The 19,221-nt window shown below is 60.2% G+C and carries 19 protein-coding genes and 1 pseudogene; 9 read left to right on the top strand and 11 right to left on the bottom strand.

Annotated elements, in window-relative coordinates; translation table 11 throughout:
- Positions 1-57: 57 nt before the first annotated feature.
- Positions 58-495 carry a metallopeptidase family protein gene (locus RHIBUN_RS0100780; RefSeq protein ID WP_018855933.1) on the top strand — a complete coding sequence of 146 codons (438 nt, stop codon included), beginning with the start codon at positions 58-60 and terminating at the stop codon, positions 493-495.
- Between the two features lie 8 nt (positions 496-503).
- On the opposite strand, the gene RHIBUN_RS0100785 is transcribed toward RHIBUN_RS0100780, so the two are convergent.
- Together RHIBUN_RS0100785 and RHIBUN_RS0100790 are read right to left on the bottom strand one after the other, a co-directional pair.
- Positions 504-710, bottom strand: a complete 207-nt coding sequence (locus RHIBUN_RS0100785; RefSeq protein ID WP_018855932.1) for a DUF1737 domain-containing protein — start codon at positions 708-710, stop codon at positions 504-506.
- Positions 711-723: 13 nt separating this feature from the next.
- Entirely contained in the window at positions 724-1,632 is a 909-nt protein-coding gene (locus RHIBUN_RS0100790; RefSeq protein ID WP_025658020.1) for a CoA ester lyase, read from the bottom strand.
- 111 nt (positions 1,633-1,743) lie between these two features.
- Between RHIBUN_RS0100790 and RHIBUN_RS0100795 the strand changes: the two genes are divergently transcribed.
- From RHIBUN_RS0100795 to leuD, 3 genes are all read left to right on the top strand, one after another.
- The gene (locus RHIBUN_RS0100795; protein ID WP_018855930.1) at positions 1,744-1,986 is read left to right on the top strand and encodes a hypothetical protein; all 243 of its coding nucleotides are present in this window, start codon (positions 1,744-1,746) and stop codon (positions 1,984-1,986) included.
- A gap of 113 nt (positions 1,987-2,099) precedes the next feature.
- Positions 2,100-2,528 carry a glyoxalase/bleomycin resistance/extradiol dioxygenase family protein gene (locus RHIBUN_RS0100800; RefSeq protein ID WP_018855929.1) on the top strand — a complete coding sequence of 143 codons (429 nt, stop codon included), beginning with the start codon at positions 2,100-2,102 and terminating at the stop codon, positions 2,526-2,528.
- 138 nt (positions 2,529-2,666) lie between these two features.
- A complete protein-coding gene (leuD, locus tag RHIBUN_RS0100805; RefSeq protein WP_018855928.1) occupies positions 2,667-3,275 on the top strand; it encodes a 3-isopropylmalate dehydratase small subunit in 609 nt (202 codons plus the stop codon).
- 58 nt (positions 3,276-3,333) lie between these two features.
- Here the strand turns inward: leuD and RHIBUN_RS0100810 are convergent, their stop codons facing one another.
- Positions 3,334-4,266, bottom strand: a complete 933-nt coding sequence (locus RHIBUN_RS0100810; protein ID WP_025658021.1) for a pyridoxal-phosphate dependent enzyme — start codon at positions 4,264-4,266, stop codon at positions 3,334-3,336.
- Between the two features lie 177 nt (positions 4,267-4,443).
- On the opposite strand from RHIBUN_RS0100810, the gene leuB reads away from it, so the two are divergent.
- Together leuB and RHIBUN_RS0100820 are read left to right on the top strand one after the other, a co-directional pair.
- On the top strand, positions 4,444-5,556 hold the full coding sequence (gene leuB / locus RHIBUN_RS0100815) for a 3-isopropylmalate dehydrogenase (RefSeq protein WP_018855926.1): 1,113 nt from the start codon (positions 4,444-4,446) through the stop codon (positions 5,554-5,556).
- A 117-nt stretch (positions 5,557-5,673) separates the two neighbouring features.
- Positions 5,674-6,435, top strand: coding sequence for a phosphatase PAP2 family protein (locus RHIBUN_RS0100820; RefSeq protein WP_025658022.1), 762 nt, complete (start codon positions 5,674-5,676; stop codon positions 6,433-6,435).
- A gap of 66 nt (positions 6,436-6,501) precedes the next feature.
- Here RHIBUN_RS0100820 and RHIBUN_RS0100825 read toward each other — a convergent pair whose 3' ends face one another.
- From RHIBUN_RS0100825 to RHIBUN_RS32985, 3 genes and pseudogenes are all read right to left on the bottom strand, one after another.
- Positions 6,502-8,388, bottom strand: a complete 1,887-nt coding sequence (locus tag RHIBUN_RS0100825; protein ID WP_025658023.1) for an MFS transporter — start codon at positions 8,386-8,388, stop codon at positions 6,502-6,504.
- 218 nt (positions 8,389-8,606) lie between these two features.
- Positions 8,607-8,960 carry a VOC family protein gene (locus RHIBUN_RS0100830; protein WP_025658024.1) on the bottom strand — a complete coding sequence of 118 codons (354 nt, stop codon included), beginning with the start codon at positions 8,958-8,960 and terminating at the stop codon, positions 8,607-8,609.
- A gap of 864 nt (positions 8,961-9,824) precedes the next feature.
- A pseudogene (locus RHIBUN_RS32985) lies at positions 9,825-10,706 on the bottom strand (SPFH domain-containing protein); the annotation flags it as partial.
- A 203-nt stretch (positions 10,707-10,909) separates the two neighbouring features.
- Between RHIBUN_RS32985 and queC the strand changes: the two are divergent.
- From queC to queE, 3 genes are read left to right on the top strand one after another with little or no spacing between them, the layout of a single operon-like run.
- Complete coding sequence (gene queC / locus RHIBUN_RS0100840; protein ID WP_018859918.1) at positions 10,910-11,620, top strand: 7-cyano-7-deazaguanine synthase QueC; 711 nt, start codon at positions 10,910-10,912, stop codon at positions 11,618-11,620.
- Positions 11,620-11,976: a 6-carboxytetrahydropterin synthase QueD gene (queD, locus tag RHIBUN_RS0100845; RefSeq protein ID WP_025658026.1), complete on the top strand. Its 357-nt coding sequence runs from the start codon at positions 11,620-11,622 to the stop codon at positions 11,974-11,976. The genes queC and queD overlap by 1 nt, the downstream gene beginning before the upstream one ends.
- Positions 11,973-12,710: a 7-carboxy-7-deazaguanine synthase QueE gene (gene queE, locus RHIBUN_RS0100850; RefSeq protein WP_025658027.1), complete on the top strand. Its 738-nt coding sequence runs from the start codon at positions 11,973-11,975 to the stop codon at positions 12,708-12,710. The genes queD and queE overlap by 4 nt, the downstream gene beginning before the upstream one ends.
- Here queE and hemH read toward each other — a convergent pair whose 3' ends face one another.
- From hemH to RHIBUN_RS0100875, 5 genes are all read right to left on the bottom strand, one after another.
- A complete protein-coding gene (gene hemH, locus RHIBUN_RS0100855) occupies positions 12,711-13,748 on the bottom strand; it encodes a ferrochelatase (RefSeq protein WP_018859921.1) in 1,038 nt (345 codons plus the stop codon).
- A 122-nt stretch (positions 13,749-13,870) separates the two neighbouring features.
- Positions 13,871-15,754, bottom strand: a complete 1,884-nt coding sequence (locus RHIBUN_RS0100860; RefSeq protein ID WP_025658028.1) for a 5'-nucleotidase C-terminal domain-containing protein — start codon at positions 15,752-15,754, stop codon at positions 13,871-13,873.
- 400 nt (positions 15,755-16,154) lie between these two features.
- Positions 16,155-16,523, bottom strand: a complete 369-nt coding sequence (gene omp10 / locus RHIBUN_RS0100865; RefSeq protein WP_018859923.1) for an outer membrane lipoprotein Omp10 — start codon at positions 16,521-16,523, stop codon at positions 16,155-16,157.
- Positions 16,524-16,693: 170 nt separating this feature from the next.
- Positions 16,694-18,145, bottom strand: coding sequence for a homospermidine synthase (locus RHIBUN_RS0100870; RefSeq protein WP_025658029.1), 1,452 nt, complete (start codon positions 18,143-18,145; stop codon positions 16,694-16,696).
- A gap of 133 nt (positions 18,146-18,278) precedes the next feature.
- Positions 18,279-19,154, bottom strand: coding sequence for a DUF3445 domain-containing protein (locus RHIBUN_RS0100875; protein WP_025658030.1), 876 nt, complete (start codon positions 19,152-19,154; stop codon positions 18,279-18,281).
- Positions 19,155-19,221: the final 67 nt, after the last annotated feature.

Consider the following 19,221-nt stretch of genomic DNA (forward strand, 5'->3'; position numbering starts at 1 on the left):
CCGCTCTCGAAAATCGTGCGCAAAGGTTCTATATGGGCGGCAAAGGAAGGAATATTAATGGCCCGCATAGACCAGAGCGAGGATTGGCGGGATCGCCACGCGCCGACGATCAGTACCTTCGAGTCGTTGGCGATGGAGGCATATAGCCACCTGCCGGAAGAATTCCGCTCGCTGACCACCAATCTGACCATCGAGATCGAGGATTTCCCTGACGACGACGTGTTCGAGGACATGGCGCTGGAAACGCCATTCGACCTTCTCGGCCTCTTTGAAGGCCGGGGCATCTCGGAGCGTTTCACGATGGAAACCGGCGAACTGCCGAACCGTATCCGCCTCTACAGGCGGCCGATCCTCGACTACTGGGCCGAGAACGACGAGACGCTGGGCGATATCATCACCCACGTCCTCATCCACGAGATCGGCCACCATTTCGGTCTCAGCGACGACGACATGGAACGGATCGAGGCAAGTGCCGAAGAGGCGGCCGAACGCTAAGCCTTCGCTTACTGTTCGGATAGCTTCATGTCCGGGTGGTAGTCCTTGCCTTCGACTTCCTTGACGATCGCCTGAGCGCACATCACCTGGCCGGTCTGGGTGTTGAAGGTCAGCGACGGCGAGCCGTTCAGCGACCAGCCCTTGTTGAGGGCGTCGGTTACGCGATGACAGAAAGCGGCATCATCCTGGCCGGTCAGAAGGCGATAAAGCTTCATCTAGAGTCGTCTTTCACTTCGCCGTTTGGCGCTCAGTAATCAGGCGGGCTTTATGAACCAGACTTTCCGCCTGGACAAGATGCAGCCGCTCGATCATCCGTCCATTGACATTGATGACGTTCAGACCTTCGGCAGCCGGGTCGGCAAAGGCGGCGATGATTGCCTCCGCCTCGGCAATTGCCGCCTTGTCCGGGCCGAAATGCCGGTTTGACGCTTCGATCTGAGCAGGATGGATCAGCATCTTGCCGTCGAAGCCCATGGCCCGGGCATGCGCGCATTCGGCGTCGAAGGCATCTGCGTCCTTGAAATCATTGAAGACACTGTCGATCGCGTCGAGGCCATAGGCACGCACGGCAAGTACCACCTGCATCAGCCAGGGCACGAGATAGGTGCGGCCGGGCTGCGGCAAGACACCGGTCTCTTTGCGCAGGTCGTTGAGGCCAACGACGAAACAATCGAGTCTTGAGCCCGGCGTGCGTCCGGCTTCGGCGATCGCCGCCGCGTTCAGAATGCCGCGGGGCGTTTCGATCATCGCCCAGATGCGGAGGCTTTCCGGCGCATCGGCATCGGCAAGCCGGTCGCTGATGGACATCACATCCTGAGGCTCGTCCACTTTCGGCAGAAGCACGGCATCCGGTTCCAATGCCAAGACCAGCTCCATGTCGGCATTGCCGAATGTGGAAGCCAGCGCATTGATGCGGATGATCCGCTCCTTGTTCACCAGAGGAGGGCCCGAAAAAAAGGCTTTCAGATTGTCGCGGGCTTCCGCCTTTCGCTCCGGCGCCACCGAGTCCTCGAGATCGAAGATCACGGCGTCGCAATCGAGCGCATGGGTCTTTTCCAAGGCGCGTGCATTGATGGCCGGAACGCTTAGCACCGAACGGCGGAGATTCAAGGAACGAGTCGGAGAGTTGCGGGTCATCACAAATCTGTGCCAAGCTTTGTGATGGGTGGCAAGACAACAAAAAGCCATGCTCACCTTGCAGAGAAAGAAATGAAGGACCACATTCCTTTCCGAAGAAAGGTCTAAACCATGCAAAGCATTCGTTCCGTCTTCCTCCTGCTCGCAGGCATCACAGCCTTCATTGCGTTGGCGCTCCTCACATTTTCTGTGACGCTCGCAGTTGGCGGTATCCTGACGGTGCTCATGGTTGGCCGCGCGCTTTCGCTGAAGATGAAACCGGCCCCCGTTCGCGCCACCGCCAGAACGAAGTCACATTCCGGCGAGAGCATGCGTATCTGGAATGACGGGCGCGGCACGATCATCGACCTCTGACCGTCGGGTCGTTTCCAGAAAAATTTCGACATCGCTGTCGGCTCGGCTGATCTTCCCGCGTCTTTGAAAGGCCAGGGCTTTTGCCCAAACCAAATCAAACAATGGAGGACAGAATGGATACCGCAACGGAAACCGGCGCAACGAAAATGCCGCCGGTCAAGAATGGCTTGTTGCCTTATGTCACCGTCGACGGTGCTTTGAAGGCGGCGGAATTCTACAAGCGTGCGTTCGGCGCCGAGGAGGCTTTTGTCGTTCCTCCTGACGAAAACGGGCGGACGATGCATGTTCACCTCTACGTCAACGGAAGCTCGCTGATGCTCTGCGATGCCTACCCCGAGCATGGTCATCCCTTCGAAAAGCACCAGGGCTTCAGTCTCCAGCTTGTTATCGACGATATCGATTTCTGGTGGGAGCGCGCGGTTCAGGCTGGCGTAGAGGTGATCATGCCCGTTCAGCTGATGTTCTGGGGCGATCGGTATGGCCAGCTTCGCGATCCGTTCGGGGTTCTCTGGGCAATGAATGCGCCAGCGAATGCAAGTTGATCTCACGATATCCATGGATGGCTGCGCGTCGAATCCGCGCGCAGCCTTTTCCGCGGTGTAAATTTTCCTTCATTTTGGCCGAAATCTGGACTAAACGCTGATCAACAAAACTACGTCTGCTGACATTGGAGCCAGGCCATGGACAAATTCGTAAAGCTGACGGGCGTTGCTGCCCCTCTGCCTGTTGTCAACATCGACACCGACATGATCATTCCGAAGGATTACCTGAAGACGATCAAGCGCACCGGTCTTGGCAAGGGTCTTTTCGCCGAAGCCCGTTACAATGAAGACGGTTCTCCGAACCCGGATTTCGTGCTGAACAAGCCGGCCTATCAGAATGCGAAGATCCTGGTTGCCGGTGACAATTTCGGTTGCGGCTCCTCGCGCGAGCATGCGCCATGGGCGCTTCTCGACTTCGGCATCCGTTGCGTAATCTCGACCAGCTTCGCCGACATCTTCTACAACAACTGTTTCAAGAACGGCATTCTGCCGATCAAGGTCAGCCAGGAAAACCTCGACAAGCTGATGGACGACGCCTCGCGCGGCTCCAATGCGATCCTGACGGTCGACCTGGAAAACCTTGAGATCACCGGTCCGGACGGCGGTTCGATCAAGTTCGATCTCGACGAGTTCAAGCGCCACTGCCTGCTGAACGGCCTCGACGATATCGGCCTGACACTCGAGAAGGGCAAGGCAATCGACAGCTTCGAAGCCAAGAACGCGGCATCGCGCCCCTGGGCTGCTTAAGTCTTAAAAACATAGCATTCGAGAAAGCCGGGTTTTCGCCCGGCTTTTCTTTTGCTGCTTACAGCAACCGTTCTTTCCAAACCTTCAGCTTTTCCAGCGAGACACCGATGCCGCCGCAGACTTCGATCAGCGGATTATTGAAGCGGGCGAGAATATCGGAATGCACGTCGGCCACCGCCAGGGCGGCCCCGCAGGCGGGCTCGACCAGAATGCGATAGGCATCGGCGAACTTCAGGCAGGCGGTGACCGCCTGCGCATCCGTGACCGTGACGCTTTCGATCGGGTGGTGCTTCGGCAGATCAAAGACGTGCTGCGCCACCTGACGTGCGCCAAGCGAACTGGCGATTGAGGTGATCGCCGGCAAGGTAAGGCGCTCGCCTGCAGCAAGGCTGGCATAAAGCGAAGCGGCCCCTTCGGTCTCGACGGCAATGACCGGCACATCAGACAGGCCGTTTCGCTCGAGACCGGCTACGATGCCCGCCAGCAAGCCGCCACCGCCGACGCTCGTGATGACGCAATCAAACTCGGCGCCCTTTGCGACAACCTCGTCGATCAAAGTGCCGTGCCCCTCCCACAGAAGGGGATGATCGAATGGGTGCACGTAGGCTGCGTTTCTGGCCTTCGCGTGTTCTATTGCGAAGGCATTCGCTTCGTCGAACACCGATCCATGCACGAGAACCGTGGCGCCGGTTGCTTCGATCGATTGGCGCACTTCCGGCGACGTCGTCTCCGGTACGACGATCGTCACCGGAATGCCGAGCGCCCGTCCCGTATAAGCGGCGGCGATCCCCGCATTGCCGCCGGAGGCGCAGAAGATCTCCCGTGCGCCGTTCTCGATCTCGTGCTGGCAAAGCCTGCCAACACCGCGAAGCTTGAAGCTTCCAGAGGGCTGCAGCGCGTCGAGCTTCAGCCAAAGCGGCTTGTTGCTTGCGCTGTAGTCGGCGGAGGTGCGGAAAAGCGGCGTGTCGAGGTGGAGCGGTGCAGATGGCATGATGGTGTCCGATGACCGTGGCGATGGAGGCTCTTCTTGTGGACCCGCATGCGCCGATCGGTCAACGAGGGATCGCGGCAGTAATTCCGCAACCGTACCGAATCGGCCGCCCACTCGCTTGAAATGCCGTTTTTGCAGGTCTAAGAAGCCGCAACTTGTTTTTCCGCGGAGGGTTTCATGACAGCGCGCAATCTTTTCCTGCTGCCGGGCGACGGCATCGGCCCAGAGGCCATGGGCGAGGTCCGCAAGATCATTGCCTATATGAACGAGGCAATGAATGCCGGCTTCGTCACCGACGAAGGTCTGGTCGGCGGCAGCGCCTATGACGCGCACGGCGCGGCGATCTCCGAAGGCGACATGCAGAAGGCGCTCGCAGCCGACGCCGTTCTCTTCGGCGCCGTCGGCGGTCCGAAGTGGGATGATGTTCCCTATGAAGTACGCCCCGAAGCCGGCCTGCTGCGCCTGCGCAAGGATCTGGAGCTTTTCGCCAACCTGCGTCCGGCCATCTGCTACCCGGCGCTCGCTTCCGCTTCCTCGCTGAAGCCGGAGCTGGTCGAAGGCCTCGATATCCTGATCATCCGCGAACTGACAGGCGGCGTCTATTTCGGCGAGCCGAAGACCATCACCGATCTCGGCAATGGCCAGAAACGCGCGATCGACACGCAGGTCTACGATACATACGAAATCGAGCGCATCTCGGCCGTGGCCTTCGAAATGGCCCGCACGCGTCAGAATCGCGTCTGCTCGATGGAAAAGCGCAACGTCATGAAGTCGGGCGTGTTGTGGAACCAGGTCGTCACAGCGACGCACAAGGACAAGTATTCCGACGTCAAGCTCGAGCACATGCTGGCGGATGCCGGCGGCATGCAGCTGGTGCGCGCGCCGAAGCAGTTCGACGTCATCGTCACCGACAACCTGTTCGGCGACATGCTGTCCGACGTTGCCGCCATGCTGACGGGCTCGCTCGGCATGCTGCCTTCGGCTTCGCTTGGCGCCCCGGATGCCAAGACCGGCAAGCGCAAGGCGCTCTATGAGCCGGTGCATGGTTCGGCTCCTGACATTGCCGGCAAGGGCATCGCCAATCCGATCGCGATGATCGCTTCCTTCGCCATGTGCCTGCGCTATTCCTTCAACCTCGTGAAGGAAGCCGACAACCTCGAAAAGGCGATCGCCAACGTCCTCGACAAGGGCATCCGCACCGGCGACATCATGGCCGAAGGTTGCACGAAGGTTGGAACTATTGAGATGGGCGACGCGATCCTCGCCGAGTTCAAGGCGCTTTCTGCCTGATATTTCACGTGAAACACGCTTTTGGCCCTTCGCATCTGTTGATGCGGAGGGCCTTTGCTTGAAGGCAGTTATTGTCGCCCCTATCTCCCTTCTGCATTGAGGAAAGAGCGGAGTGGAATGAGCGGGACCGTCGATCGCAAGCCAAGTTTCTGGAACTATCTGCGAAGGCGTTACGAGGCGCGGCGTACGATCCATCGGCGGGTTCCCTGGAAGGGCTTCGTCTTTTCGGCCATCAACGCGGTTGCCATCGCTTTCTTCGTCTTCGACCGTCCGCTCGGACAGGCGGCCAAGGACCTGGCGCCGCGGCTGATCACCGTTGCCGGGGACATTACCGATATCGGCAGGCTCGCCTGGATCCTGGCAGGCCTTTGCACAATCTTCGCCACCAGCTATCTCGTTCGCCGCCGGCTCTGGAAGGTGCGCAGGCAGTTCCGCATGATCTATTTTGGACAGATGACGGCTTATGTCGGGCTGTCCGTTCTATCCACCAGCATCGTCGCCAACGTGCTGAAGTTTGCAATCGGCCGGGCCCGACCGCTGATCTATGAGCAGGAGGGTATCTTCAGCTTCGCGCCTTTCAATGCTGACTTCCTGCATCAGAGCTTTCCGTCGGGCCATTCGGCCAACATCGGCGCGCTGTTCGTGGCGCTCGCACTTCTCTTCCCGCGCTTTCGCCTTGGTTTTATCGGCATAGGCCTTTGGCTTGGCGCCACACGCGTCATCATCGGCGTGCATTATCCAAGCGATGTCGTGGCCGGCCTTGCGTTGGGCGCCTGGTTCGCCTTTGCCACCTCGGTCCTCTTCGCGCGCTTCGGCTTGGTGTTCTCCATCGATCGCGATGGCGGCTGGCCGACGCCGCGGCTGAGCCGTCTTCTCTAGCCTTCCATAAATAAAATACCCGGCGCCTTGAGAGCGCCGGGCAGATGTTTGCAGTCCTCAATCGGCTCAATCCATGGCGTGGATATCGCGGTCCTTCGTTTCCGGCAGGAAGATCAGGCCGATGACCAGCGTGATGGCTGCGAAGACGATCGGATACCAGAGGCCGAAGTAGATATCGCCCTTGGCCGCGCTCATTGCAAAGGCCATCGCCGGCAACAAGCCGCCGAACCAGCCGTTGCCGATATGGTAAGGCAGCGACATGCCGGTGTAGCGGATGCGGGTCGGGAAGAGTTCGACCAGCAGGGCTGCGATCGGGCCATAGACCATCGTCACATAGAGAACGAGCACGAACAGAATGGCGATCGTGCCGATCCAGTTGACACGGGCAGGGTCGGCTACCATGGAGAAGCTGCCACCCTTGGCAATGTTATAGACCGCCATGTCGGTGGCGCCCTTTGCTTCATCGGCCGTCAGCAGCTTGTCGGCAACCAGCTTGTCGACCGGTACGGTCTGTTTTTCACCGGCGCGTACTGCGTCAGCGTTGAGGGCAAGCTCAGGGTTGGCCGCGATGAAGGCGTCCAGCTTCGCATCCGGCACCTTGATGGCGCCGCGGTTCAGCGGGTATCCGGCATCATGAAGGGCGATGTTGACGCCCTTTTCGAACGCGCCCGTCATTGCCTTTGCCTTGTCGCCGGCGGCGACGACGTCGAAGCTGGGGATGGTTTCGTCACCGATCTTGATCGTGGCAGGCTGGCCTGCCGGGCCGGGCACGACATCATAAGGCACCGAGTTCTTGGTCAGGAAGGCAGTGGCCACATCGCAAGAGTTGGTGAACTTCGACGTTCCAGTTGGGTTGAACTGGAATTTGCAATCCGCCGGATCGGCCGTCACGGTTGCACGGATAGAAGCCTGGGCTTCCGCAAGCGCCGGATTGGCAGTCCAGGTCATGGCCTTGAACAGCGGGGTGTAGGTAACGGCGGCGATCAAGAGGCCGGCCATCAGGATCGGCTTGCGGCCGATCCTGTCGGACAGGGCGCCGAAGATGACGAAGAAGGGCGTGCCCAGGAAGAGCGCAATGGCGACCATGATGTTTGCCGACTGCAGATCAACCTTGAGCACGTTCTGCAGGAAGAACAACGCATAGAATTGGCCGCCGTACCAGACGACCGCCTGACCCATCGTTGCGCCGAGAAGCGCGATCAGGGCGATCTTGGCGTTCTTCCACTGACCGAAAGCTTCCGTCAGCGGTGCCTTGGATCCCTTGCCTTCGGCCTTCATGCGCTGGAATGCCGGAGATTCGTTCATCTTCAGTCGAATCCAGACGGAAATCCCGAGGAGCACGACGGAGACGAGGAACGGAATGCGCCAGCCCCATGCCGCAAAGGCTTCCTTGCCCATCAGGAACTGGACGCCGACGATGACGAGAAGTGACAGGAAGAGGCCGAGCGTAGCCGTGGTTTGGATCCACGACGTGAAGTATCCGCGGCGTCCATGCGGGGCATGTTCGGCCACGTAAGTCGCCGCACCGCCATATTCACCGCCGAGCGCAAGACCCTGCAAGAGGCGAAGTCCGATCAGGATGATCGGTGCTGCGATACCAATCGTCGCCGCACCCGGCAGGATGCCGACGAGGAAGGTGGAGAGGCCCATGATAAGGATCGTCACCAGGAACGTGTATTTGCGTCCGACGAGATCGCCGAGACGCCCGAAGACCAGTGCGCCGAACGGACGCACGAGGAAGCCGGCAGCGAAGGCCAAAAGCGTGAAGATGTTTCGCGTTGCTTCCGGATACTGGGTAAAATAGGTCGCGCCGATATAGGTTGCGAGCGAACCGTAAAGGTAGAAGTCGTACCATTCGAAAACGGTGCCGAGCGATGAAGCGAAGATAACCTTCTTCTCCTCGCCCGTCATCGGACCGGCCTTGGGGCCGTCGACGCTTGCGATATTTGCCATTTTCTGTCCTCCACAGAATGATGTGAAACGCGGCGCGCGACCACCATGCTCTCCTCAAAGCATACCCTCGGGTCGCGGTTCGCCTGACAAGAGTGTGACAGAAAAGCTCATCCATACAGAGAGCGGCTTTGGGATTATGACTTTAGTCTAACACCTTCGCGCGAATTGCCGCTGGATGGCGCAGCGCGTCCCGCCCGAGGAGTCGGGCGTTGCCGGCTTCACGGTCTATGAGAAAGAATATTCACGATTGTTCCAAAGGGGTCGCGCACGTAGAAGCGCCGAACGCCCCAGGGCTCATTGGCCGGCCCATAGATGATTTCGAAGGCTGATGCACTCATGGCTGCGAAGGCCTCGTCAACATCGTCGACCTCGATCGAGAGGCCTGGAACCGGTGTGTCTGAGCCGCCCTCGCTCGCAAAGCCCACCTGGACCCGCATTGATTGGTTTGAGCCATAGGTGGAGATCCAGTCGTGATCCATCAGTACGTCGAGGCCAAGGATATCCTTATAGAAGACCTTGGCAGCGGCCGGATCGGCTGTTTCGATGTTCGCTACGATTCGCACGACCTTCATATCGCCTCCGGCAATACCGTTTCCCTTAAGCTATGCGCGAACTCCCCGCGGGCAAGAAAAAAGCCGGGCGGCAGGTACCGTCCGGCTTCTGTTTGTGCGCCCAGCATGGGCGCATTCTTGTGGGTGGAAGTCCCACCGTAAGCTGGTCACGGCGAACGAAGAGAAGCGCAACTGCGGAAGGGCGACCGACCGAGGGGAGGAAGCGTGGATCGAAACTGCGGGCCGATGAACAAGAACTGGATATGAGGCGGTGCCAACCAGGGCGAGCGGGGAAACGACCGCGAAGCTCTTGTGACCAAGGGGCGGTGGCGTAAATCCGGCGGTCGTGCAGTGAAGGAGTGCGTTCTTACCTGGGGAGATCTCGTCTTGCGCCTGAAAGGGCGACGGTGTCGAGCCGGAGCGAGAAGTCAGCCGAGGCCGTAGTAGGGAGCGCACAGGCGCGAACGAAGGGCCGAACGAGAGAGAGTGAAGTTCCTCCAAGGATGAGCAAGGCCATGCGTCAGATGCCGGGACAGCCCGGGAGATCGGAGAGGCAAGCGGGTGAAGCCCGTCCGGGCTCTGGTCTCGACGAAGCCGAGCCCCCGCCGCGGATCGGGAACGACACGGGCGCAGGGCTGCTTGAGGTGGCCCTGCGGCGAGAGAACCTTCTGCGGGCGTGGAAGCAGGTGCGGGCCAACAAAGGCGCGGCGGGCGTGGACGGTCTGGATATCGACCAGACGGCTGCGTCGCTGCGCATCTCTTGGCCTGCCATCCGCGACAGCCTGCGGGAGGGGACGTACCGGCCACAGCCGGTGCGTCGGGTGATGATCCCGAAGCCAGGGGGCGGCGAGCGCGAGCTTGGCATCCCCACGGTGCTGGACCGNCGCCAAGCGAGCCGATGATGGACGATGCCTCGACCGGCATCAGCACGACCTTCGAACTACCGGCGGTACCGATCGCGGTGAGAGCTTCGGTATATTTCTGGGCTACGAAATAGTTGACGGCCTGAATGTTGCCCGATGCAATCGCCTCGGACACCATCTTGGTTGCCTTGGCTTCTGCTTCGGCGAGGCGTTCTCGAGCCTCGGCGTTGCGGAAGGCGGCTTCGCGCTGACCCTCGGCCTGCAGGATTGCCGATTGCTTGGAGCCCTCGGCACGCAGGATCTGAGCGTTACGGGAGCCTTCGGCCTCCAGCACCTGCGCGCGCTTCTCGCGTTCGGCCTTCATCTGCCGCGCCATGGCGTCCACCAGGTCGCGTGGTGGCTGGATGTCCTTGATCTCGATGCGCGTCACCTTGATGCCCCAAGGCCGGACGGCATCGTCGACGACGTGCAGCAGCCGGTCGTTGATGGCATCACGGTTCGAGAGCAATTCGTCGAGATCCATCGACCCCATGACGGTACGGATGTTGGTCATCGTCAGGTTCAAGACGGCATTCTCGAGGTTCGCGACCTGATAGGCTGCCTCGGCGGCGTTGAGGACCTGGTAGAAAGCGACGGCGTCGGTCGAGATGGAGGCGTTATCCTTGGTGATAACCTCCTGGGTCGGCACGTTCAGGACCTGTTCCATGACGTTCATGCGGGCGCCGATACGCTCGATGAAGGGGGTGATGAGGTTGAGGCCGGGCTCCAGCGTGCGCGTATAGCGGCCGAAACGCTCGAGGGTGTAGCGGTAGCCCTGCGGCACGATCTTGATGCCTGCAAACAGCACGAGGATGACGAAGATCACCAGTGCTATGACGACGATATCGAAGCCACTCAGAACCATGAAACTCCCCCGCGATAGAATCGACTGATGCAACCTTAGACGAGCCGGCCTGAAACGCCAGCATCTTCGGCTGGCGGAGCTATCCGGTTTATGGATTCGATATGGGATGTCAGTCGACTATTCACAACGGGAGCGCTTTGCATTAGAAGGCGCGCAGGAAATACCGGTCGCAGCCCACCCGGTCAAAACAAGGGATCCTCATCATGAAGACGATCGTCATCTGCTCCGGCGGATTGGACTCCATTTCGCTCGCCCATCGCGTGGCGGCGGAGCATCAGCTTATCAGCCTGCTTTCCTTCGATTACGGACAGCGCCACCGCAAGGAACTGGACTTTGCCACAGCCTGCGCCAAGCGGCTCGGCGTACCGCACCAGATCATCGACATCCGCACCATCGGCCGGCACCTGACGGGTTCGGCCTTGACCGACGACGTCGACGTGCCCGACGGCCACTATGCCGAGGAGACGATGAAGGCGACCGTGGTGCCGAACCGCAACGCAATCATGCTTGCAATCGCGTTCGGTCTCGCAGCGGCCCAGAAAGCCGACGCGGTCGCCGTTGCCGTGCATGGCGGCGACCACTTCATCTATCCCGATTGCCGCCCGGGCTTCATCGATGCTTTCCAGGAGATGCAGAACCAGGCGCTGGATGGCTATGCCAGTGTTTCGCTGCTGGCTCCCTACGTCAACGTCTCGAAAGCCGATATCGTTACCGATGGTGCGAAATACGGGACGCCATTTGCCGAGACATGGTCCTGCTACAAGGGCGGTACGCGCCATTGCGGACGGTGCGGCACCTGCGTCGAGCGGCGCGAGGCCTTTCATCTGGCCGGCGTTGCCGACCCCACGGAATACGAGGATCCGGATTTCTGGGTGGCGGCCACAGCAGGCTATTCGGCCAGGGAGGTGAAGTGATGTTTCGCATCACCAAGGAGTTTCACTTTTCCGCGTCGCATCAGCTGACGCATCTGCCCGCCGATCACCAGTGTGCTCGCCTGCACGGTCACAACTATATCGTCGTAGTGGAACTGGCCGCCGCCGAACTCGACGAGAACGGCTTCGTTCGAGACTATCAAGAGCTTTCGCCGCTGAAGTGCTACATCGACGAGCGCTTCGACCATCGGCATCTGAATGAGGTGTTCGGCCATGATCGCGTGACCTCGGAATATCTCGCCAAGCACTTCTACGACTGGTGCAAGGAGCGACTGCCGGAGACTTCCGCCGTGCGCGTCAGCGAGACACCGAAGACCTGGGCGGAATACCGACCATGAGCGGGGCTCGCGAGGCCCAGATCCGCGTCAGCGAGATCTTCGGGCCGACGATCCAGGGGGAAGGCGTCCTGATCGGCCTGCCGACCGTCTTCGTTCGCACCGGCGGCTGCGATTATCGCTGTTCTTGGTGCGACAGCCTGCATGCTGTGGATAGCGAGTATCGCGATCAATGGCTGCCGATGACCGTCGATGGCATATGGGCGGAGGTGACGCGGCTCTCCGGCGGCAAGCCTCTGATGGTCTCGCTTTCGGGTGGCAACCCGGCGATCCAGCCGCTTGGCGGTCTGATCGCGCATGGGCATGAGCAAGGCTACAGATTCGCGCTGGAAACGCAGGGGAGCGTCGCCAAGGAGTGGTTTGCCGATCTTGATGTGCTGGTGCTGAGCCCGAAGCCGCCCTCGAGCGGCATGGCGACGGATTGGGATGCGTTCGAGGTCTGTCTCAAGATGGCGGCCTGCGGGCCCGATATCGCGCTGAAGATCGTCGTCTTCGACGACCGCGACTATGCCTATGCCCGCGAGGCGGCGGCGCGTTATCAAGATCTGCCAGTCTATCTGCAACCGGGGAACCACACGCCTCCGCCGCCTGACGACGACGATGCGCGCGTCGATATCGACGGTATCATGGACAGGATGCTGTGGCTGGTCGACAAGGTGACCGAGGACCGGTGGTTCGAGGCCCGTGTGCTGCCCCAGTTGCATGTTCTGCTCTGGGGCAACAAGCGCGGCGTCTGATCAGGCCCAGCCGAGCAGTTCGCGGCGAACGACCTTTTCGAGCACCCGCATGCCATCCTCGCTGTCGTTGAGGCAGGGGATGTGAGCGAACTTCTCGCCGCCATTCTCATGGAAGGAATGAGCGGCCTGCTCGGCGATTTCTTCCAGTGTCTCCAGACAGTCGGACACGAAACCGGGGTTCAGAACGGCGATCTTCTTGACGCCGTCTTGGGCCAGCTTCTCCACCGTCTTGTCGGTATAGGGCTGCAGCCACTCTTCCGGCCCGAAACGGGATTGGAAGGTCACCATGAACTTGTCTTCCGGCAGTCCCAGCCGTTCGCGCAGCAGGCGGCCGGTCTTCTGGCACTGGCAATAATAGGGATCGCCAAGCTTGAAATAGGACATAGGAATGCCGTGGAAGGAGGCGAGTACCATGTCCGGCTGCCAGTCGAGCGTCGCCAAATGGTTCTTCACCGAATTGGCAAGCGCTTCGATGTAGGTCTCGTCGTCGTGATAGTCAGGGACGGTCCGCAGCGCCGGCTGCCAGCGCATCTTGAGTAGCTGCTGGAAGGCCTTGTCGTTGACGGTTGCCGTCGTTGCGGCGGCGTATTGCGGATAAAGCGGGAAAAGAACGATGCGATCGCAACCCTCGTCCTTCAGCGCCTCGATGCGCGATGGAATCGAGGGCGTGCCATAGCGCATTGCCCAATCCACCTTCACGTTTGGCAGGTCCTTCAAGCGTTCGGCCATGAGATCGGACTGGTTGCGCGTGTAGGTGCGCAGGTAGCTCTCGTTCCTGTCCTTGTTCCAGATCGTCTCATAGGCCTTGCCCACCTTTTGCGGGCGCGTGTTGAGGACGATGCCGAAGAGGATCGGGTACCACTTCCAGGGTGACCACTCGATGACGCGCTTGTCGGTCAGGAATTCCTTCAGGTAACGGCGCATGGACGTGTAATCGGTGCCATCGGGCGTGCCCAGATTAACGAGCAGGACGCCGACCTTGCCTGATTTGACGGGCGGGTGGTCCGCCGGGCGGTGCGCAGTTTCAATGGTCGTCATTTAAACCCTTGGTGTCTTGTCTGACCGGCTCACACGCAGCCGGACTTCGGTGGTTCACCCTATAGAAACAAAAGCTGGTCCGCGGAACCCCGGACCGGCTTTCAGAATCGAGACAAATCGTCTTACTTCGACGGAATCTGCAGTTCCTTACCGATCGTCAGGTGGCGTGGCTCCGGCGTGCCGTTGGCGTCGGAAATCTTCTTCCAGAGCGCGCCCTCGCCATAGAACTGCTTGGAGAGATCCCAAAGCGTATCGCCGGCGGCGATGACGTGGTTGGTCGGCGTATTCGGGGCGAGCGCTGCGGGAGCTGCCGCGGTGGGTGCCGTAGAAGCTGCCGGTGCTGCCGGGGAGGCGGGCGCGGCCTGTGCGGGTGCCGTCGCGGCAGCTGCCTGGGTACCGGAGGCTGCGACTTCGGTCACGCGACCGTCCGTATAAGGCTTGTAGGGCGAATGCGCTGCAAGATATTCGGCAGTCACGTCGGCGAGGTCCGGTCCGAAGTCGTAGGCATTCTTGCCCGCCGTCTCGAAGATCGAGTAGCCATCGCCACCTGCACGCATGAAGTTGTTGGTGACGACGCCGTAGGTCTTAGCATCGTCGAGCGCCACGAAGGCGTCGCCTTCCTTCGCTTCGACGGAAACGAGGCGGCTGCCGGCAGGTTTGGTCTTATCGAAGGTGTATTTCAAGCCCGATACCTGAGGGAAACGGCCGGCGCCCTGTTCAATCTGGCTCAGGCCATTTTCGAGAGCCTTGCGGATATCGGCACCCGTCAGCTGGAAGGTCGCCAGCGTGTTCTGGAACGGCAGCACGGTGATGACTTCGCCCTGAGTGACGTCGCCGGCATCGATCGAGGCGCGGAGACCGCCGCCATTCTGGATGGCGACGCTCATGCCCTGGCTCTTGCCGCGGTCGAGCATGGCGTCGGCGACGAGGTTGCCCATTGAGCATTCCTCGACGCGGCAGACAGTGCGGTCGCCTTGGATCGGGGCTTCGCTGGAACCGATGACCTTCTTGCGCAGTTCTTCGATCGGCTTGGCGAGTTCGGCGATACGCGCGGTGAGGCTCGGATCCGGCGTGAAGGAGAAATCGATCAGGATCGGGTCGCCCTTGGCGTCCTTGACGACGCCGTTGTCATCGAAGGTGACGACGAGGTCGCCGAGATACCTGCTGTACGATGCCGCCTGAACCACCGGCACCTTGTAGCCGCCGGGATTGTCGACCATCGTCGGGTAAGGGCCTTCCGCCTTCGGGTCGGTGTTGGACAGCAGGCTGTGCGAATGGCCGCCGACGACGACGTCGACATCGGGGATCTTGGCGATGGCTGCGAGGTCGCGCGGATAGCCGACATGGGTCAGCGCGATGATCTTGTTGATGCCTTGCTTCTTCAAGTCTTCGACGGCCGCGGTGATGGACTGCACGTCGTCGGCGATCATCACCTTCGGGCCGGGCGAGGACAGTTCTTCGGTATCGTTGGTCACGGCGCCGACGATGCCAATCTTCTGGCCGCCGACCTCAAGCACCAGCGAAGGCTTGATGCGATCGCCGAGCTTGGAGCCGTCACCGGCCAGGACATTGGCCGAAATGACTGGGAATTGCACCTTGTCGAGGAAGGTCGCCAGGCCATCCTCGCTGTCGTCGAACTCGTGGTTGCCGACGGTCATGACGTCGAACTTCATGTCATTCAGCATTTCGGCTTCGACCGCGCCCTTGTAGGTCGTGTAGAAGAGCGATCCCTGGAAATTGTCGCCGGCATTCAGCAGCAGCGTGTTCTTGCCGTTCAGAGCGGCGCGACGCTGGTCGATCGCGGTCTTCAGGCGGGCGGCGCCGCCGAAGCATTCCTTCTTGCCTTCTTCCTCGGCCGAGCAGGTGGAATCGAACTTGTTGATCGACTCGATGCGCGAATGTAAATCGTTGATGTGAAGGATATTGAGTTCGTAATCGGCAAAAGCGGCGCTGCTTGACAGCGCCAGCATCGACGCGGTCAACAGACCGAACTGAAAATTCGTCATCCTGCTCTCCTGATTTTTCGGCGAAGCCATATCCCCTGCGCTCCGCCGTCCCTAGGTGATCAATGTTCCCACCAAGCATTTAGCGGCGGCAAGAGAAAAAGCTGTGACAGAAGCGGCGCATTCCAAGGGCGGTAAACGAAAAACCTCGCGAGAGGCTGCTTTCAACAAACCCTAGAGCTGCTTTCTTTTTTCGAACGACGAAAATCCGCTCAGGCTGCGAACGCAGTCATCCTCTGAAACCGGCTTGTTGAGAATTTGAGGACGGCCAGCGTGATCTCGCGGCAGCAACGTGACGTCAATCGGTCGCCCGACCCCGTTCTATAAATAACGGCGGTCGCGTCCTCGGGGCCTTTTGGCAGACCAGAACCATTTAGTCCAACGCAAATCGAACCTTACAGCTCTACATGCGGCGCGTGAGCGTGAATTGGGAACCGGCGTCGGAGGTGCAATTGAGCTGGCTCTGGGTCACCAGCGCGCAGTTGACCTTGGATTGCGTCTTGCGCACCAGCGAGGTCATGTTGATCTCGACCAGCGACGGGGAGGTGTTCACATAAGTGCCCGACGCGAGAAGCTGGTTGCTGTCGGTCGTGCGCGTGGTGAAGGTTCCGGCCTGGAATGTGGAGATGATGCCGTTCGGATCCGACCATGAACCCTCAACGCCTGTCTGAGCCGGGGTTGCAGCGACCGGTACCGGGCGCGGCGACGACGTGGTGCAGGCGCTCAACGCCGCGGACGCGCCGATGAGGACAAGGAGGGGTCTGATTCTCATGAGTTTCTCCCGGGGCTTCGGAACGAGAACTATCCGTGTGGTTGTGAAACACATGGCGCGAGCCGGTAGTTAAGGCAAGACTTCAAGGTCTCATGACGGCATTTATACAGCAGGCGTTACAAAAATGCCCGCCGCAAGGCGGGCATCTTCAAATGCGGTTCGGGCTGGCATCAGCAAACGAGGATGTTCTTGAACTGCCACGGATCCTTGGTGTCGATCTCTTCCGGGAAGAGCCCCGGGCGACCTTCCAGCGGCGTCCACTCGGTGTAGTGGCCTTCGACCGGGCCGAGGTACCGGCTCTGCACCTCGAGGCAGCGCTTGTAGTCGATTTCGTCGGCTTCGACGATACCGGCCGTCGGATTTTCAAGGGCCCAGACCATGCCGGCGAGAACGGCGGAGGTGACCTGCATGCCCGTCGCGTTCTGGTAAGGCGCGATGCGGCGCGTTTCCTCCAGCGACAGGCGGGAACCGTACCAGTAAGCGTTCTTCTCATGGCCGTAGAGCAGGACGCCGAGTTCGTCGATGCCGTCCTCCAACTCGTCCTCGTCGAGAACGTGGTGAACCGGCTGCGGGTTGCCGCCGTTGCCGAACATCTCATGCATCGAGAGAACCGCGTCGTTCGCCGGATGGTAGGCGTAGTGGCAGGTCGGACGGAAGGTGACTTCGCCGTCCTTGTCGCGAACGGTGAAGAAGTCGGCGATCGAGATCGCCTCGTTGTGCGTTACGAGGAAGCCGTACTGCGGACCGGGGGTCGGGCACCACGTGCGGACGCGAGTGTTGGCGCCCGGCTGCTCGAGGTAGATACCAGCCTTGCAACCCTTCTTGTGCTTCTTGCCGTTCTTCGGCATCCAGTTTTCGTGGGTGCCCCAGCCGAGTTCGGCCGGCTGCAAGCCTTCGGAGATGAAGCCTTCAACCGACCAGGTGTTCCAGAAGACGTTAAGCGGCTTCGGATGCTTGGTACGCTGCGTGTCGCGCTCGGCGATGTGGATGCCCTTGACGCCGACCTTCTTCATCAGCTTCGCCCAGCCTTCGCGGTCGTGCTGATCCGGCTCTTCGAACTTCACACCGATATCGTTGGCGAGGTTGACGAGCGCCTTCTTGACGAACCACGAAACCATACCCGGGTTTGCGCCGCAGGTGGAGACAGCAGTCGGACCGCCCGGGTTCTTCGCCTTTTCCTTGCGAAGAGTTTCACGCAGTGCGTAGTTGGTGCGGTCGGCATTCTTCATGCTCTTGTCGAAGTAGAAACCGAGCCAGGGCTCGATGACGGTATCGATGTAGAGAGCGCCGAGCTTGCGGCAGAGCTTCATCAGGTCGACCGAACCGGTGTCGACGGAGAGATTGACGCAAAAACCCTGGCCACTGCCTTCGGTCAGAAGCGGCTTCAGCAGTTCCTTGTAGTTTTCCTTCGTGACATGAGCCTTGATGTGCTTCACGCCATGCTTTGCCATGATTTCGGTGTGATCTGCGTCGTCGCGCGGGTCGATGACTACCATCCGGCTCTTGTCGAATTTGAAGTGGCGCTCGATCAGCGGCAGGGTACCGCGGCCGATGGAGCCAAAGCCGATCATCACGATCGGGCCAGTAATTTCGGCATATACCGGGTGGGTTTGTTCCGTCATTCTTTCTTTTCTCCTGTGGAAGGCGGCGAAGGCGATAGGCCTTTAGGAATTCATCTGGAAATTGCGCAGAGAATGCGAGATTATCGGCTCTAACCACAAAACGGCGTCACAATAAAGAGCGAGAGCATAAAACTCAGGCGGGAGAGAGGGTGTCCGCGAGCGCTCGAAGCTTCGCGACGAGTTCGGCCTTCTGCAGTATCAGACCTTTATAGGCCGCCTGCTGCTCATCGAGACTATCCAGCTGCGCGGCGAAGCTTCCGGCAAGTTTGGCGGCATTCGGGTGGTCGGCGATCGCGGCTATCGGATCGACATAGACGCGGATGGTGAACAGAATATCGCCCGACTTCGGCAGTTTGTGCAACGTCTGGCGCTCGACGCGAGCAAAGCGCTCGGCGAGCGTGAACGGGTCGGCCGACGGCGGGCGGCGGTGTTTGGAAAGTGGCAAAAATAGTTCATCCGTGACGTTCACGGACCAGTTCAGCCGTTCCACAGGTTGCGAAACCTGCAGGTTATCGAAGATGCGGGTGATGAGTGCCGCGTTACGCGTACCTTCGCCGAAACCGGGCACGTCGGCGTGAATCGCCTGCATCGGGCGACCGAACTTCTCCTGCAGCGACCATGAGGACGGGAAGGCGACAAAGCCGGCGACAAGATGCCAGCCGTCTTCCCTGCGTCGCATGATGACGAGATCGTCCTGCACCAGCAGGCCGGCACGCAGCAGGGGCGGTGCATCCCGCTCGGTTGCATGGGCAACGCTGTCGGCAAGCTTCGGATGATATTCCGCAAGATAAGCCAGCAGGAAATCGAAGACCTCCTGCTGTGCCTCCGCGGTATCCGCCTCGGCAACGAAGATCTCGTCGCGATGTGTCTCGATCAGGCGTCGTTTCTCGCCGACATAGCGGGCCCAATCGTCATCCGGCTCGATCCAGCGGCTAGGATCGAGCGGCATCAAACCGATGGTGAAAGGCCGGGCGGAGCCGCCATAGGGTGTATAGGTCAGAGGCGTCATGATCGCACTCTATGCCGCCAGTGTCCCCCGATGGAAGACCGTCCGCCACAGACTGTCCGGATGGGGC

The organism is Rhizobium sp. IBUN (assembly GCF_000510625.1).
Taxonomy (GTDB): Bacteria; Pseudomonadota; Alphaproteobacteria; order Rhizobiales; family Rhizobiaceae; genus Rhizobium; species Rhizobium altiplani.